Source organism: Fusicatenibacter sp. (assembly GCF_977045365.1).
The window spans coordinates 46,938-62,522 of sequence record NZ_CDRRUH010000004.1; the positions used below are offsets into that span (position 1 = coordinate 46,938).

The window sequence follows — 15,585 nt, forward strand, 5'->3', positions numbered from 1 at the left end:
CTCACTCCTTAAAAAAACGGGCAGATGAAATTTTTCACATCTGCCCGCTTCAAAATTTCATTTTTTATTTGAACTTCGCTGCCTGCTCCATTCTTGTGTCTAATTCAGTCTGCAGTTCACTGATAAAGTCTTCCGGGTGGCATGCATTGTAAGCATCCATGTAGGTATCCCATGCCGCGTCAAAATCTTTTGCCATAACAACCTGCGGAAGCTGCTCATGTTTTACATCTGCAATTTTGTTCCATGCAACTCCGCCAGGTGTATCTGTTGTGAAATTGTTAGAGAAGGACCACATCGGATACCAGTCTCCAGGTGCCTCATTTGTTCCAAGCATCTCAACATAAGTCTCAACACCATAAGCCTCAAAGGTTTCTTTTACATCCTGATTTAATCCGTCAAAGAACTCACTTGCCTGTCCATCCGGTTTATTGGCGTTAATTCCATCATCACTGGTTCCAGTGTACTGTGGGAAGTAGGAATATGGGCAGGTATGAGATGCTTTGTACGCGGTATCAGACTGTTTCGTCCGCTCTTCCTCTGTTCGGTAGAATTCTCCGTTTTCATCCACCTCATAATCGGTACCCTCTACACCCCAAAATCTGAGATTGTGAATATCCTGATCCAGAAGATCATTTACAAACTGTAATGCTCCTTCCACATCTTCACAGCTTGTTGTAATTGCAAGACCGCTCGACTCATTAAATGCCCCGCCTGAATTGTGCCACTGATTGTCACGGCCATCAATCGTAACCGGAACAGGAATATAATCGCAGCCCTGCTCATCCAGTCCAGCCTGTTTGATTGCATCATTTGCATTCGAGAAATCCCACCACTGATCAATCATTCCAAGTACACGTCCGGTAGAAAGTTTGGAAATATATTCATCGTAACTCTGTGTAAAGGATTCCGGATCTACAATTCCCTTCTGATACTCTTCATTCAGTTTTCGGAAGTAGGCAACCGCTGTATCCGAAGTGTTATAATCTAAAACGGTCAGTGTATCCGGATCTACCATACAGGATCCATCATTTGGATATCCGTCGAGGAACTGCGGGGCATTCTCCAGACAGAAATATCTCCAGTCGTCACAGAGGATGGTGTATGGAATATTTTCCGTTCCGTCTTCCATAGTCGGATTCGCTTCGTTGTAGGATTCAATCAGATTAAAGTAATCATCCATTGTTTTAATTTCCGGATAACCCGCCCATTTTAAGACTCTGGCCTGAATCCAGAATGCTTCATCATTATGTGTACATACTTTTTCTTCATTTTTAATGCAGCTAAACTGTGGAATCCAGTAAATATGGCCATCATCCTGTCTTAATTTTTCCCACTCAAGATCAGAGAACAGATTTTTAATATTAGGATAATCATCCAGATAGTCATCCAGTGCAACCAGTGCATCGGCATCATATAACTGCATCTGTCCGTTTCCGCCCTCAATAAAGTCCGGATACTCTCCTCCTGCGATCATGGTGCCAATAGCCTCAACATCCGTCTGACCCGTCAGCCAGGTTTCTTTTACCTTTGCGCCTGTTTTTTCTGCAATGATCTGCTGAACCTCATTATCATCATTGATTTCGGATCCCGGGACTGCAAAAAATGCGGTAAATTCTTTTATCTCTCCGTCAGAATCTCCCTTAGAGGAACTCTTTCCTCCTGCTCCACATCCTGCGAGCAGGGTTGCTGCCATTGCCGAGGCAAGCAGCATGCTTACAATTTTTTTTCTCTTCATCTTGTAATACCTCCCTTTGATAGTATTTATTTTATCAGTTTGCAGGTTTGAAACAATCGGATGAACTATAGTAAGAAACAGGGTAAATTATAGATCGTAGATACGCACTATAATTTACCCTGTTTCTTACTTCCTGTTTTCTTTAACTTCCCTGCTGCATCTGTTTTCGGAATCTGGCCGGTGTGCACCCTTTCACCTGAATAAAACGGTTTACAAAATAATCCAGATCATGATATCCTACTTCTTCTGCAATCTGCACAATTTTTTTATCCGTGCGGATCAGAAGGCCTGCGGCCTGCTCCATCCGGAAATTGTTCAGATAGTCCTTGAAGGAAAGACCATATTTTTTCCGAAACAGCTGCCCGAGATAGGCACTGTTGACATAGTATTTTTCACTGAGACCCTTCAGCGTGAGGTTGGCGGCATAATTCTCTTTGATTTCTTTTTCTACCATGCCGAGAACGCCCCTGGAAACGTTTTTTCGAAGCTGAGAAAGATAATCGCCGTATTCACATGCAAAGCGCGCCATATGCGCCTTACTGCCACGCAGAATACCATTCTCAAAGCTGCTTTCACTGATCAGCCGCAGGATTTCTTCCTGGTTTACGTCATTATCCTGCTCACTCGCCAGATGGATCAGTTGGAAAAGCAGATAATTGATATTCAGATTCATGCTCTCAGCATTCATTCCCATCTGACTCATTTCTTCATAAAACTGTTCTACTGCTTTCCGGATCTCCATGTGGTTATTCTGTTCAATGGTGGTAAGAAGCTGATCCAGCCCCTGTTTGCATAAGACCATTCCAGCCCCTGTAACCTGCACTTCATCCTCATAATAATAGATTTCTTTTCGTGCCCGGAACCCCTGAAAAGAGCGGATCATACAGGCATTACCATACGATCTTGCCACATTGCTGATATCTGGTACTTTTTTCCCAACCAGCATAATAACCGGCTGTTTCGTATTATTGACAAGATATTGCCGGAATGCAGAAAGGTATGTTTTATCATCCATTCCCAGACGCTCCGCAAGGTTTTCAGAATATACAAAACCAATATCATATATTTTTTCATCCGCAGAAACATCAAATACACAGTGCTTGGCATCTTCTTTCAAAAATTCTCTGCAGCAGTCATACAGCTCTCTTTGAAAATTCCGCAGGTCTTTATCGCTCTGTTCTTCCAGATTGTTCGGCTGTTCTTTCTGAATCTCCACATAACGGATTCCCTGCGTATCTTTCATGTGTTTTTTTACGTAATTAAGATTGACATCATCGTATTTTCCATGGATTAAAGAGATCAGATGTCTCGAAAAATAGGCATGTTCCATTTCCTCATGTGCCTTTGATTCCTGTCTCTCCCGGTCTGATAATGCACGAACCTTATGCAACAGTTTTAACAGGATTTCCCGGTCAACAGGTTTTAACAGATATTCCGTACATTTATTCTGCATGGCACGCCTTGCGTAATCAAACTCCGCATAACCGCTCAGAATAACAAAATACGCATCCGATATTTCTTCCCTTCGTATCTGCTCCAGTAATTCCAGACCTGTCATACCAGGCATCCGGATATCTGCTATGATAAGATCCACTTTTTCTTTTTTCAAATATTCCAGTGCTTCCAGACCGTTTTCTGCCGTCGCAGCAATTTCAAATCCTTCTTTTTCCCAGTCTATGATGACCTTAATTCCCTGCAGGATAAAGGGTTCATCATCAACCAACAGTACTTTTAACATTTTTCTCCTCCCTGCTCTACACTACATATACTCCAGGGGCATCCAGATTGTTATCAGTGTACCCACCCCTTCTTCTCCATCCAGATCGATCTTCACTTTATTTTCCGATACCATTTTCAATCTTAAACATGCATTGACAATTCCTACCCTTCCTTTCTTTTTCAGCATCTCAATGTCTGCGTTTCTCATGTTTTCCAGAAGTTCCTGCCTTTTGCCTTCTTCCATTCCGTTCCCAGTATCTTCTATTTCCATGCAGATCAGCTCGTTTTGTTCATATACTCTTACAAAAATCCAGCCTGGAGACGCTTTACTTTCAATTCCATGCACACATGCATTTTCTACGAATGTTACCAGCGTAAGTTTTGGAACCTTTCTTTTTCTGCATTCTTCATCAATCTCAATCTGATAACTCAGTCTTTCTCCGAAACGATATTTCTGGAGTGCCAGATACGCCTTTACAAATTCCACTTCCTGTTCAATCGTCACAGAGTCCTCGCCCCATTCGACATACTGTCTTTGCATGACAGCCAGTTTTTCAACCATATCCGCTGTTTCATTCTCGTTTTTCAAAATGCTGTGCATGCGGATGCTCTCAAGTGCATTAAACAGAAAATGAGGATTAATCTGGCTGTGAAGGGCAAGAAGTTCTGCATTTTTGCGGCTGACAAGCATATCCTGCTCTACGAGTTTGTTTTTATAAACTGTCTGAATCAGCTCATTTGTCCTGGCCGCCATTCGATTGTAGCTTCGAATCATACTTCCGATTTCATCTTTTCCGCCTTCATGACGCATCGGTACAAGCTGTTCGGAATCCACGCTTGTAAACACTTCATTCAGCTCCGTAATACGTTTTGTGAACGAATGATTCAGGATATGTACAAAAAAGAATGGCAGAATCGCATTAATCAGGATCAGAAGCAGAATACTCGGTAAATTATGAGCAATATTCGCAATCGCGTTCTCCCCCGTACGTCTGACATACACCTCAAGTTCCGTACCATACAGATTGACCGTCTGATGATATCCCTTCTTTATTTTATCATCCAGTTCTTCAAAGTCTGAACCTGTGCTTCCATGTTTCGTATTGGAAAGTACAATCTGATTCTCCTCACAGATCAAAACTTCGTTGTCAAAATTCATTTTCTGAAGCGTACGCATCATGTTCCCATAGTCAAATTCCAACTGCAGCATTTTTTCCTGATCTCCTGAAAAAAAATCGAGTTTTTGAAGAAATACCACCTTGCGTTCCTCTGCCGTTCCGGATCTGTTTTTGTCATAGACAAAGAAAAAACCTTTTGTTTCCCCACTCTGGTTCAGTTTCTGATACGCCTGCGTTTCTTTCAGATCCTCTATATTACCTACTTTTCCTCCCTTCACAATGGTGTCATTGTTCGTATACATCGTAAATACAATCTGATCCATTCCCAGCAGATTTTCTAACAAAGTATCCTTGAAAAACTCCTGGTATTCCATGATATACTGAGCAGAGGTATCATATTTTCTGGATAGAAAATCATCAATATATCTGCTGGTATAGATCGTTTTTGCCATTTCTCCTGCATTATTTACCACGCTGCTGATGTTGTAGCTTACCGCATTTGCAATGTTGGTCATATCATGTTTCTGCTTTTCCATCTCGGAATTTCTTATGATTAAAAAAACCACGCTGTCCGTAATGATCAGCGGAAGCAGTACGCAAAAAATATATAAAATGTATAATTTCTTTTTGACCGTAAAGTCATCCATCCGTTTTTCAATTTTTTGAAGCAACTCTTTCATTCTCAGAACCTCTCACGTGAATCAGGGAGCAGACACTGCCTGCTCCCTTCTGGATTTTCCAATGTCATCTTTCACACAGTTATCTTATCATATCCAGATTTAGATTGGAATTCTGTTTTCAGTTCTCTTCTTTCAATTTTTTCTCTTGTGATCTCTGTTTTACTGTATTATGATAATATCAAATTTACAGCAGTCCTCCGGAGGCAATATTATGATTGAACATTTAGACGGGATTCACGAAACCGTAACGTATAAAGAGAACAGCAGTCTGCGGCTTTTTGTAAACACAGACTGCGAGGACTATCCCATTCACTGGCATACTCCCATGGAAATCATTATGCCTCTGGAAGGGACTTATACGGTTTTCCTCGGGGATAAACCTGTTCTTCTTCAGGAGGGCGACATTATTTTCATCTGCCCTGGGATCCTTCACTCTCTTGTGGCACCGGAAAACGGAAAACGAATTATTCTGCAGATTGAATGGTCGGTTGTGTCAAAAATCCGCGATCTCAATTCCATCCTCGCGCTGATTTCCCCGGTTCTCACTCTTACTCCTCAGACCGCTCCTGACATCTATTCCGATATTTATCATCTTATCTGCCAGATTCTTTCGGAATATGAAGAGGATTCCTTTCTTTCGGAAGCTGTTATCTATGCGCGCATGCTTGATATTCTTTCTCTGATCGGCAGATACCAGGCCTTTGCATCCTGCCGTTTTGATGCCGGACCGCAAAAGCAGAAAGAATATCTGGATCGTTTTCTTTCCATCTGCAATTATATTGATGAACACTGCACGGAAGATCTTTCCCTTGACCAGGTTGCAAAAACAGCAGGCTTCAGCAAATACCACTTTACCAGACTGTTTAAGCAGTTTACAAATACCACCTATTACAAATACCTTAATCGCAAAAGAATTGATCATGCCATGCTGCTCTTATCCGATCCCGATATTCCTGTCACGGAAGCAGCACTTCAGTCTGGTTTCTCCAGTCTTTCCACCTTTCTTCGCGTCTTCCGTTCTGTCAAACAATGTACGCCTACGGAATTCCGCGATATGTATATTTATCCGGAAAAATTGCAGAAAAATCCCTAATTCCTGCTGCTACAGGTAAACCATGCAAAGTCTGCATGGTTTTTGCTTTCCATTCCATTAGAAGAAGCATACATGCCGATGGTACATCCGACAAAACCACCTGCCTCTTCTGTTGTGTACGGAAGAAGACTGATTTCCTCTGCCGCACATTCCCAGCCATTTTCTGACGCAATCCATACTTTTGCCGTCTGATCATGGCATTGCAGGCGTATTTTCAGCAGTTGTTCCGTCTCTCCTGGCAGTAAAACTTCTGCTGCTTTCGTTTCTGTTCCTTTGATACACGTTACAACACGAAAAACTTTCTGTTCCTGCTTTTTTGCGATTTCCATCCTCAGATGATTCTCATGATTCTGGTAAAGAACCAGACCTGCCGTTTCCTTCTCGTTTTCCGGCACAAAGAAAACTCCTGTTTCCGCTTCAAAGCGATAGCTTTTCTGCCGTAATCCAAGATAGGAGCAATAGGCTGCTTCTGCAATACTTTCTTTTCGGGGATACAACCGCAGCATTCCCTCTTTTTCTTTCAGCGAATAAATGGTTTCATCACACCCGCCAATTCCAATCAGTCTCTGATCCAACTCTTTATCCCAGAAATGAATCTGATCACATTTTGTAACTTCCTGTGCAAAGCGATATTCTTCCATTGGGATTTCCACCTGTTCTTCCAGATGTCCCACTCCAGGCGCAATGACCGGCCATCCATTTTCCCATATCACTTTAGCAAGAAATGTCTCTCTGCCCATACTGCTGTGTTTTCTGCACGGCCGTGAAGCAAGCATTACTACATACCAGTTTCCATGTCCATCATCTACAAGATCTCCATGGCCTGCATAAATCACCGGATAATCCATTCCCAGATTGCGATGTGTAAAAATGGGGTTCCTCGGGCATCCTTCAAACCACTGAAACAGTTTTCTGCTTCTGGCAACTGAGATACTGTGTTCCGGACCTGTACCGCCCTCTGCATGCATCAGGTAATAATATTCTCCGATTTTGTAAATATGCGGCCCTTCCGGCCAGATGCAGTCTTTTACCGCACCTTTCCAGATTGCCATGCTTTCTCCTGTCAGTTTCATGGTGTTCAGATCAAGTTCCTGTACCCAGATTTCCCAGTCCCCATTATATCGCACACCTTCCGGGTTTGGTCTTGTTCCGCAGTAATAGCACTTTCCATCTTCATCAAAAAACAGGCTTGGATCAATTCCTGCTGCTTCTTCACCAAGGTAATATGGATCTGACCACGGGCCTTCCGGATTTTTCGCTGTAACGATAAAATTTCCACCGTAGCTTACATTTGTTGTTATCATATAAAATAATCCTTCATGATAACGAATCGTCGGTGCAAAAATACCTCTTGAGATTTCACTTCCCTCTACTGGAAGCTGCTCCTTCCGGTTCAGAATATTTCCGATCTGTTCCCAGTGTGCCAGATCTCTGCTGCGAAAAATCGGAACTCCCGGGGCATAAACAAAACTTGAATTTACAATATAGTAATCATCCCCCGCCCTGCAAATCGACGGATCCGGATAAAAACCGGATAAAATTGGATTATTTGCCGTTACCATAACTTTCTCCTTTACTGTACATACCCGAATCCAAGAATCGTAAACTGTTTATTCCTGTCTTCTTCTGGTATTGTAATTCTCACGATATGTTTCTTACTCTCTTCCTCCTGGAAAAGAATGACCGCATTGCAATGCAGCCAGTTATTGATATGCGGATCCGCTGTCATACAGTATCCTCCATCTACGGAAATCTCTGCTTTTCCCGTATAAATTTCACCGGAATCTTTAAAAACAAGAAGCAGACTTCTGCAGGTTATCGTCATTTCGAAATAGTTTTTATCGGAATTGGTGCCATCATACATCCAGTTATACGGGAACTGCGGCACAGGTGTAAGTTCTGCATCCATTTCGACACTCTGCAGTTCCCTGTCCACGGCTGTAAATCCACCTTCATCAATTTCGGCTCCTCTGTATCCATCTTTTCGATCCAGCAGACGAACTGTTTCAAAACTCTTTCCGATTGCGGGTGGCTCGCTCATGCATTCTTTCAGTCGTTCTTCCGCCTTCATCTGTCTTTCCAGTGTTTCAACCCCACATTGATTCCTGAGATCGCATTGTTCAAACAAATACTGCAGACAGTCCGCCATAATCGTGTGCCCCATATTGTTTGGATGAAACATATCATAAAAAAACTGATTTTTTGTCAGAACCCGTCCCCGTCCTTTTGGCATCTGAAACTGCGGGCTTACGGCATCCCGTATACTGACCATCGGAAGATCATAGCGGTATCCCACCGGTTTCAGGCGTTCCTGAAGATTCCAGTCATTTGCAAAAACAGAAAACAGAAGCACTACAGCAGGCTTCCAGGGAAGATTCAGCACTTTACGTACAAGGCTTTCATAGCAGTCCCCCTTTGTTTCATCCCCTTCATCATTAACAGCAAATTCGATCACTACAAGATCCGGCTGTTCCTCTCTGCGCAGAACATCTCTGTCAAAACGGATCATTCCCAGTTCCGAAGGGGTGCCTCCCACTCCTGCTTTTATCAATCTGACATTATCCTGTGCTGCAAAGCGCTTCTGAAATAATTTGCAGGACTGATAGGCGTAACATTTTGTATGGATCGGAATTGCTCCCGCCCCCTGCGTGATAGATCCGCCGATATATGCAAGCGTAACTTCTTTTCCGTCTCTGGCTTTTTCAATTACTCTCTGTATCCGGCAGGTATTTCCGAAATTCATCAGAGATCTTTGTATCATTTCCCTGTATTCTTCCGAACGGACATCTATTTTTTCTTCTGCGGTTTCTTTCGGTGCATCATATCCATCATTTAAATAAAGTCTTACACTTGCTTTTCCCAGCAATTCCGGTATCTGAAAGATAAATTTTATCTGCCCCGGAATATCATCATCTTCTGTCCATGTATAATCGGACAGATCTATTTTTCTCTCCATTCCATCTCCGGGCAGTTTGGTTTTCAGATTCGTTCCCCCTCCATAGAGATCCTTTTTTCCATACATCTGAAACACAAATTCAACAGACTCTCTGGGATCATCCAGTTCCACAGAGATTCCGATGCTGTGTACCAGTTTTCGAAATCCTTCTACGTTCTCCAGTAAGGCCAGTTCCTCCTGATCTGTGATATTTCCGGCAATCTGTGCACTGTTGATCAGTCTTCCGTCACTCTCATACACGAACTGGATTCCGGTTCCATCTTCCTGTTTTGATCCAAAAATTTCTTTGTCCTTTAAAATATAAAAATAGGGTCTCATTTTTTCCGGATCTCTTGGCGCCTTCGGTCCTTCCATCCTTATTATTCCTCCTGCTTTTCCTATGTTAACTCAAGATAACTCCATTGTAACAGAACTCCAGGTGCTGTACACCGGGAGAAACTATAGGAAACCTTCCTGCAAAATATATGATTTTATTACCGATAGATCCGGTAATTTCCTGACAAAGCAAGCATTGCAAAAAGATACAGAAAATTATCATAATACCGTCTCTCGCCTGTCCGAAGCGGTGTATTCCAGAAACGTCTTACACATTTCTCTGCATACGGTCCGTCTGCGGCAAGTGAGGCCTGTGCATTTACCGCAATAATTGCCGTCGGATGAAGTGCTTTTTCTTCCAGCCTGGTGCCGTCAGTCAGAAATACCCCATCCCAGTGTTCCGCCTGTTCTTCACAGTAAAATTGCTGCAGCTTATTGGCATTTTCCGTCTGCCAGGGATCCGCGTCAAACCAGAGATGATCCATTCCGATATTGGCAATCGTACGATACGCATCGCTGTAGTACCAGTCATGACGGCCGAAAATCTCCTGATGCTGTGCATGCGGTGTTCCGTCATAATCTGCATATTCCGCAGATAATCCGGTTCGGAAGTGACATGCCGTGTGAAGATATTTTCGGCTTGCGTCCGCTGCCTTTTTCCAGAATTCATGATCGCAGGGATCTGCCCACAACGCAAACAGCTCATAAAAGTGCGGCAGATGATAGGATGGATCACTGAACTCAAAAGAGGTAACAAATTTGATCAGATGATTTTCCGGATTCCACATCGGCTCTCCTGGATGCCCTGGCTCTCCCTTATGGACACATTCCCGTAAAATTGCTCTTGCCTCGCTGCTGTAATCGAAAATGCCTTCTCCATCTCCCCATCTCTTTGAAGCAAAAAAGAGCGCCATTGCAAAATATTCTTCTCCATCCGGTGCCGGTCCGTCCGCGTTTCTTGTACCATCGACAGCACACGACCAGGCAAAATAATTTTTTCCCGGACCATCCTCGATATACATATACGTCCGTACCCATTTCCATAAACGGTCAAATTCTTTTTTCCGGTTCATCTGGACGCACACCATCATTCCATATGACATGCCCTCCGTTCTGACATCATGATTTCCGGTGTCCTCCATGTATCCCATGTCCGCACCTGCTTCATGATAGAAACGCTCTTCTTCACTCCCATAAAAGATTGTTTCAAATGTTTCTTTCACTCTTTTTTCAATTTCCTCTTCGGAATATCCACACTCTTTAAAAATATTGCGGTATACTCCTGTTTCATATGCTCCTGCCATATTTTATTTTTCCTCCTGTCTGCCGTGATACGTTTCTGCCGGTCCAAGATAACTTTCTTCCGGCTTTTCCCCCATCGGATAAATCACGATTTTTTCGAGAACGAAGCCGGGTGTCACATGATAGACCCGAAGTGTATTGAACCCTGCTCTGCATTTTATCGAAACTGTTTGTCTTCGAATCTGACTCAGAACACCTTCTGCCCATTTCTCTGCCTGATCACCGACCTGATAATCTTTCTCCACTGCGTTTACGGTTTCTGTCATCTCTTCATTTATCCTGACCGCATAAAGAAGTTGATTCTCTCTGGTAACCGGATTGGATGGCTGCATATAGAATTCTGCTTCATATGTTCCGCTTTCTTCCAAAACAAATTGATACTCCAGATACGGCGCATCCTGTCCCGGAACTGTGCAGGCATCGGATGGAAATGCCTTCATCGCTGAATTCGTCTTTCCATATCCCTGCAGATTTTCAAATTTTACCTGTCTGTCTTTGTAATTTCCAGGAACAGAATTTACATAATGTGCCGCTTCGATGCTGAGATACCCCATTGTATCCACAAATACATTTTTCTTATCCTGTAGATTTCCTGTATAAACCGGCACTGTAATCTCACATTTTCCTTCCGGTGTTGCAATCTCGAGCGAATCCTGAATAGTATCCTGGTTCGTTTCCGGTAATCTCTGTTTTATCGAGGTAAGATTCAGCCGCACTTTCTTCTGGCTCACGCCATCCAGCCATCCTTCCATCGGCTCCACAGACAGCCAGCCCGGTTTTTTCAGAACTTTGTACTCTGCCTTTAAATCACTCCGGCTATATAGGGTGACGGATGCTCTGGTACAGTCCGGATTTAAGAAATCCTTTAATTTCATCGTGTTATCCAGCCACGGGCTTCCTTCCGCATGCTGCGCCGTGCCGTCTGCTGCCACAAGGATGGATCTTTTCTTTAATGGTATGACCCGCATAACGACTGGATTCCTGCATTCATCTTCATTCCAGTGTGTAAATCCAATATGCTGTGACATTCCCATTCCATACCATCTTCCCTGATCCATCTGATGATACATTTCCACAGCTTTTCGATCCTGTTCCATGCATCTTTCCACTTCATCCACATAATCATTGGCACAGACCGCACCAAGATTAGCATAATAATGATTCCAGCCTGCAAGAATCTGCATCTTCACAAGATTCATTGTCCCAAATGCCGGATAATATACAAGCGCGATAAATGCGGACAGATTCTGCGGATTCGTTTTTTCAATTGTTTCATATACGTCCTGCAGTTTTTTCAAAAGCTGCTCTGCTTCTTCGAAGATCCTGCTGCTTTCCTTTTCCTGCACCGGATGATACGTCTCCGGGTTCAGTGCTTCCGGCCTTCTTCTGTGGATGATTTTTGTGTACTGCTCTAAAATGTCTGCAATAGTGTCCTGTGTCTCTTCTTCCACAGAACCGAATTGCTGTCTCACCCACTTTCTGGTGTACTCCTGCGTGCAGTTAAGCGCCCTGCTTCCCCAGCGATCAAAGTCATACGCCATGTCCAGAAAAAAGCTCAGTGGAAATTCCTGTGTGGCGATGTCTCCGACATTTACCATCCAGAGTTCCCGCACACCAAAATCGTATGCCATACTCATCTGCTCCCAGATTTTCGGCAGATAAGAACTGTTGATCCACTCATAGGAAACCGGCCATCCGTGGTAGTCCAGATGATAATACATACCATAGCCGCCTGCGTGTTTTCGCATCTCTTCTGTTGGAAGTGTCCGGAGATTTCCATAGTTATCATCACAGAGCATCAGAATCACATCCTCTAACTCCTCTGCTCCCATCAGTCCCTTTGTTTTTTCATCTCCATAGAAAAATTCTTCTACTTCTTTGTATAAGGCTATCATACGCGGAACCCTGGTCAGATCAGGATTGACATGTTCCTGAATCAGTTTTTTCTGCGTTTTCAGTACATCCCGCAGCAATTGAATATTATCTTCCAGTGTTGCATTCTTTCCCATGATCGCAGTATCCGCTTCTCCACGCATGCCGACGGTGATCACATTTTCAAACTTTCCGCTTCTTTTCAGTCCATCTTCCCAGAATTTTGTAATCCCCTCTCTGTTTGTTCTGAAATTCCAGGCATCTCCGTAAACAGAATTCTTTCCCCTAAGATATTTGTATTCTTCCCCCTGCCTTAAGCACGGCTCATGATGTGACATTCCCATAATAATTCCGTATTCATCTGCAAGCTCTGCGTTTAAGAGACCCGGTCCATCATCTGCAAATCTTGCGCTCCACATAGCCGGCCAGAGATAATTTCCTTTTAATCTGAGTAAAAGTTCAAATACATGATCATAAGCTTTTGCATTAAAGCCGCCAAAATTATGATTGCACCAGTTTCCAAATGCCGGCCATTCATCATTAATAAAAAATCCCCGGTATCTGACGGATGGCTCTTTGCTGATACAGGCCATGTCTTCCCTCAGTTCTATCTTTTCCTGCTTTGGCGGCATCAGTCCGCACCAGTCGACAAACGGTGAGACTCCCAGCATTTCCGATAAATGAAAAAGGCCATAAATCGTTCCTCTTTTGTCGCTCCCGGCAATTACAAGAAGGTTCGATTTTGTCCTGTTTTTTATTTCAGGAAAAATCCATGCATAGCATTCTCTCTTTTGTTCCAGCTCTTTTAATTCCGCACTCCCGGCTTCTTCCAGCTTTTTCAGGAAGCTGCTTTTTCCTTTCGTCGCGGCAATGATCGTCCAGTCCTCCCCGCTGCTTTCCAGTGTTTCCGGTATCTCTTTTTCTACCAGAATCTGCGGTTTCTTTCCCGATACAAGTTCCACATCGTGTGCTACCTTTTCCGTAACTCTGATTACGCCCGGAAAGGCACTTTGCTCCAGACAAATTCTCATAGGATTCCCTCCCGTATTTTATAAAAAGCCCCCATCTGTTTACTGGTTATCACCATTGTAAACAAATAGGGGCCTTCGGACTATTTAGTTCTTGTCATTCAATATGCAAAAATTGCTATTCTTTTTGTTCATTCGTTGATTGAGCTCTTTCTGTAAATCCTCAAAATAGCTCTGTGGATCGCATGCGTTGTATGCTTCCATATAGGAATTCCATGTTTCTTCAAAATTCTGTGCCAGAATCACCTGCGGAAGCCACCGGTGTTTTACTTCATCCATCCGTTCCAGTGTCTGTCCTGCCTGTGTATTTGATGTCAGTGAATTGGTATACGAATACATGGGATACCACACTCCCGGCGCATCATTTCTCCCAAGCATATCTACATAGTTTGTTACTCCATACGCCTCAAAACATTCCTGTATATCCCAGGGCTGGCTTTTCCAGAATTCTGCCGGTTGATTTTCCGGCGAAAATGCATTGATTCCATCTGACAGCATTCCTTCACTCCTTGGAAAATAGGAATATGTACAAAAATGCGTCTTTTTCAGTTTCTGATCATTTACCCTTACGCCCTGCTCCTCATTCAGATAAAATATTCCGTTTTCGTCTATCGAATAATCCAGATTTTCTTCTCCCCAGAAACGTAATTTCGTAATCTCCGGATCAAGGAGGTTATTTACAAACTGCATTGCCCCTTCCGGGTCTTCACAGGAAATGGTAATAGAAAGTCCTGACGCGGTATCCAGCTCTGCTGATCTTGCCGTATGCCACTGATTCTTTACTTTTTTGTCTATTGTTATCGGAAGTGGCACATAATCACATCCATAACTGCGCAGATTTCCGGAATCATACGCTGTCTGTATGGCATAATAAAACTGCCATCTTTGATCTACCATGCCAAGAACAGCACCTGTGGATAGTTTGTCCAGATATTCTTCATAAGTATCCAGAAATGTTTCCGGGCTGATCATTCCTTTTTTGTATTCTTCATTTAATTTCTGATAGTATCTTTTGGCTGTCGGTGTTGTATTATAGTCAATGACCTGCAGTGTATCTGGATCTACGATGCAGCTCCCATCATTCGGATATCCATCCAGAAATTGAGGAACATTCTCCAGACAAAAGTATCTCCAGTCATCGCATAAAATAGCAAACGGAATATTCGGTGTTCCATTTTCCAGGCAGGGATTTGCTTCCTGATACCGTTCCAGAAGATCAAAATATTCATCCACCGTCGTGATTTCCGGATAGTCTGCCCATTTCAAAACTCTTGTCTGAATCCAGAAAGCTTCTCCGCTGTGGATTACTTCCGTGTCCTGTCCCTGTGAAACTCCGAATTGTGGAATCCAGTAGATATGTCCGTCTGCCTGCCGAAACAGGTCCCACTGTTCCTCTGTCAGATAATTTTTTATATTGGGATAATTGTCCCAGTATTCGTCAATGGGAATCAGTGCTCCTGCATCATATAATTTACTTTCGCCGGAAATAAAATCCGGATACTCGCCGGCTGCAATATAAGCATTCAGTGCATTATCCTTTGTCTGTCCTTTCAGCCATGTTTCTTCACAATCGGCTCCGATCTGTTCAGCGATCTTCTTTTTCATATCATTATCCGAAGTGATCTCTTCCCCTGTTGTTGAAAAAAAGGCCGTATAATGACGGATCTGATTTCTGCTGTTCTGGCTCTGGTACAGGAGAGCAGCTATTCCAGCTATCATCAGACTCCCTGCCAGTAATAATATTGTTGTTTTTTTCTTCATTCTTTT

General features: G+C 43.1%; 9 protein-coding genes. 1 reads left to right on the forward strand and 8 read right to left on the reverse strand.

Annotation, left to right across the window (positions count from 1 at the left end; translation table 11 throughout):
• Positions 1–64 precede the first annotated feature (64 nt).
• The 3 genes from ACY2VW_RS02065 to ACY2VW_RS02075 all read right to left on the reverse strand — a co-directional run bounded on the left by ACY2VW_RS02065 (position 65) and on the right by ACY2VW_RS02075 (position 5,108).
• Positions 65–1,735 (reverse strand): type 2 periplasmic-binding domain-containing protein, encoded by a 1,671-nt coding sequence (locus tag ACY2VW_RS02065; protein ID WP_118595816.1) that lies wholly within the window; start codon positions 1,733–1,735, stop codon positions 65–67.
• Between the two features lie 142 nt (positions 1,736–1,877).
• Positions 1,878–3,473: a response regulator transcription factor gene (locus ACY2VW_RS02070; protein WP_461872918.1), complete on the reverse strand. Its 1,596-nt coding sequence runs from the start codon at positions 3,471–3,473 to the stop codon at positions 1,878–1,880.
• A 21-nt stretch (positions 3,474–3,494) separates the two neighbouring features.
• On the reverse strand, positions 3,495–5,108 hold the full coding sequence (locus ACY2VW_RS02075; protein ID WP_461876810.1) for a sensor histidine kinase: 1,614 nt from the start codon (positions 5,106–5,108) through the stop codon (positions 3,495–3,497).
• Between the two features lie 355 nt (positions 5,109–5,463).
• On the opposite strand from ACY2VW_RS02075, the gene ACY2VW_RS02080 reads away from it, so the two are divergent.
• Positions 5,464–6,345: a helix-turn-helix transcriptional regulator gene (locus tag ACY2VW_RS02080; protein ID WP_118601257.1), complete on the forward strand. Its 882-nt coding sequence runs from the start codon at positions 5,464–5,466 to the stop codon at positions 6,343–6,345.
• On the opposite strand, the gene ACY2VW_RS02085 is transcribed toward ACY2VW_RS02080, so the two are convergent.
• The 5 genes from ACY2VW_RS02085 to ACY2VW_RS02105 form a co-directional block, all read right to left on the reverse strand.
• Positions 6,342–7,907, reverse strand: a complete 1,566-nt coding sequence (locus ACY2VW_RS02085) for a glycoside hydrolase family 43 protein (RefSeq protein WP_461876811.1) — start codon at positions 7,905–7,907, stop codon at positions 6,342–6,344. The two genes, ACY2VW_RS02080 and ACY2VW_RS02085, sit on opposite strands and share 4 nt — an antisense overlap.
• A gap of 11 nt (positions 7,908–7,918) precedes the next feature.
• Positions 7,919–9,655: an SGNH/GDSL hydrolase family protein gene (locus ACY2VW_RS02090; protein ID WP_118601259.1), complete on the reverse strand. Its 1,737-nt coding sequence runs from the start codon at positions 9,653–9,655 to the stop codon at positions 7,919–7,921.
• A 119-nt stretch (positions 9,656–9,774) separates the two neighbouring features.
• Positions 9,775–10,920 (reverse strand): glycosyl hydrolase family 8, encoded by a 1,146-nt coding sequence (locus ACY2VW_RS02095; RefSeq protein ID WP_118601260.1) that lies wholly within the window; start codon positions 10,918–10,920, stop codon positions 9,775–9,777.
• Between the two features lie 3 nt (positions 10,921–10,923).
• The gene (locus ACY2VW_RS02100; protein ID WP_461876812.1) at positions 10,924–13,821 is read right to left on the reverse strand and encodes a glycosyl hydrolase 115 family protein; all 2,898 of its coding nucleotides are present in this window, start codon (positions 13,819–13,821) and stop codon (positions 10,924–10,926) included.
• A gap of 84 nt (positions 13,822–13,905) precedes the next feature.
• Positions 13,906–15,579: a type 2 periplasmic-binding domain-containing protein gene (locus tag ACY2VW_RS02105; protein ID WP_118601262.1), complete on the reverse strand. Its 1,674-nt coding sequence runs from the start codon at positions 15,577–15,579 to the stop codon at positions 13,906–13,908.
• Positions 15,580–15,585 lie beyond the last annotated feature (6 nt).

Excerpts from the sequence above, each read along its gene's own strand:
- ACY2VW_RS02075 (WP_461876810.1), bottom strand. The coding sequence starts at position 5,108 with ATGGAAAAGCAGAAACATGATATGACCAACATTGCAAATGCGGTAAGC.
- ACY2VW_RS02105 (WP_118601262.1), bottom strand. The coding sequence starts at position 15,579 with ATGAAGAAAAAAACAACAATATTATTACTGGCAGGGAGTCTGATGATA.
- ACY2VW_RS02080 (WP_118601257.1), top strand. The coding sequence starts at position 5,464 with ATGATTGAACATTTAGACGGGATTCACGAAACCGTAACGTATAAAGAG.
- ACY2VW_RS02095 (WP_118601260.1), bottom strand. The coding sequence starts at position 10,920 with ATGGCAGGAGCATATGAAACAGGAGTATACCGCAATATTTTTAAAGAG.
- ACY2VW_RS02065 (WP_118595816.1), bottom strand. The coding sequence starts at position 1,735 with ATGAAGAGAAAAAAAATTGTAAGCATGCTGCTTGCCTCGGCAATGGCA.
- ACY2VW_RS02085 (WP_461876811.1), bottom strand. The coding sequence starts at position 7,907 with ATGGTAACGGCAAATAATCCAATTTTATCCGGTTTTTATCCGGATCCG.
- ACY2VW_RS02090 (WP_118601259.1), bottom strand. The coding sequence starts at position 9,655 with ATGGAAGGACCGAAGGCGCCAAGAGATCCGGAAAAAATGAGACCCTAT.
- ACY2VW_RS02100 (WP_461876812.1), bottom strand. The coding sequence starts at position 13,821 with ATGAGAATTTGTCTGGAGCAAAGTGCCTTTCCGGGCGTAATCAGAGTT.
- ACY2VW_RS02070 (WP_461872918.1), bottom strand. The coding sequence starts at position 3,473 with ATGTTAAAAGTACTGTTGGTTGATGATGAACCCTTTATCCTGCAGGGA.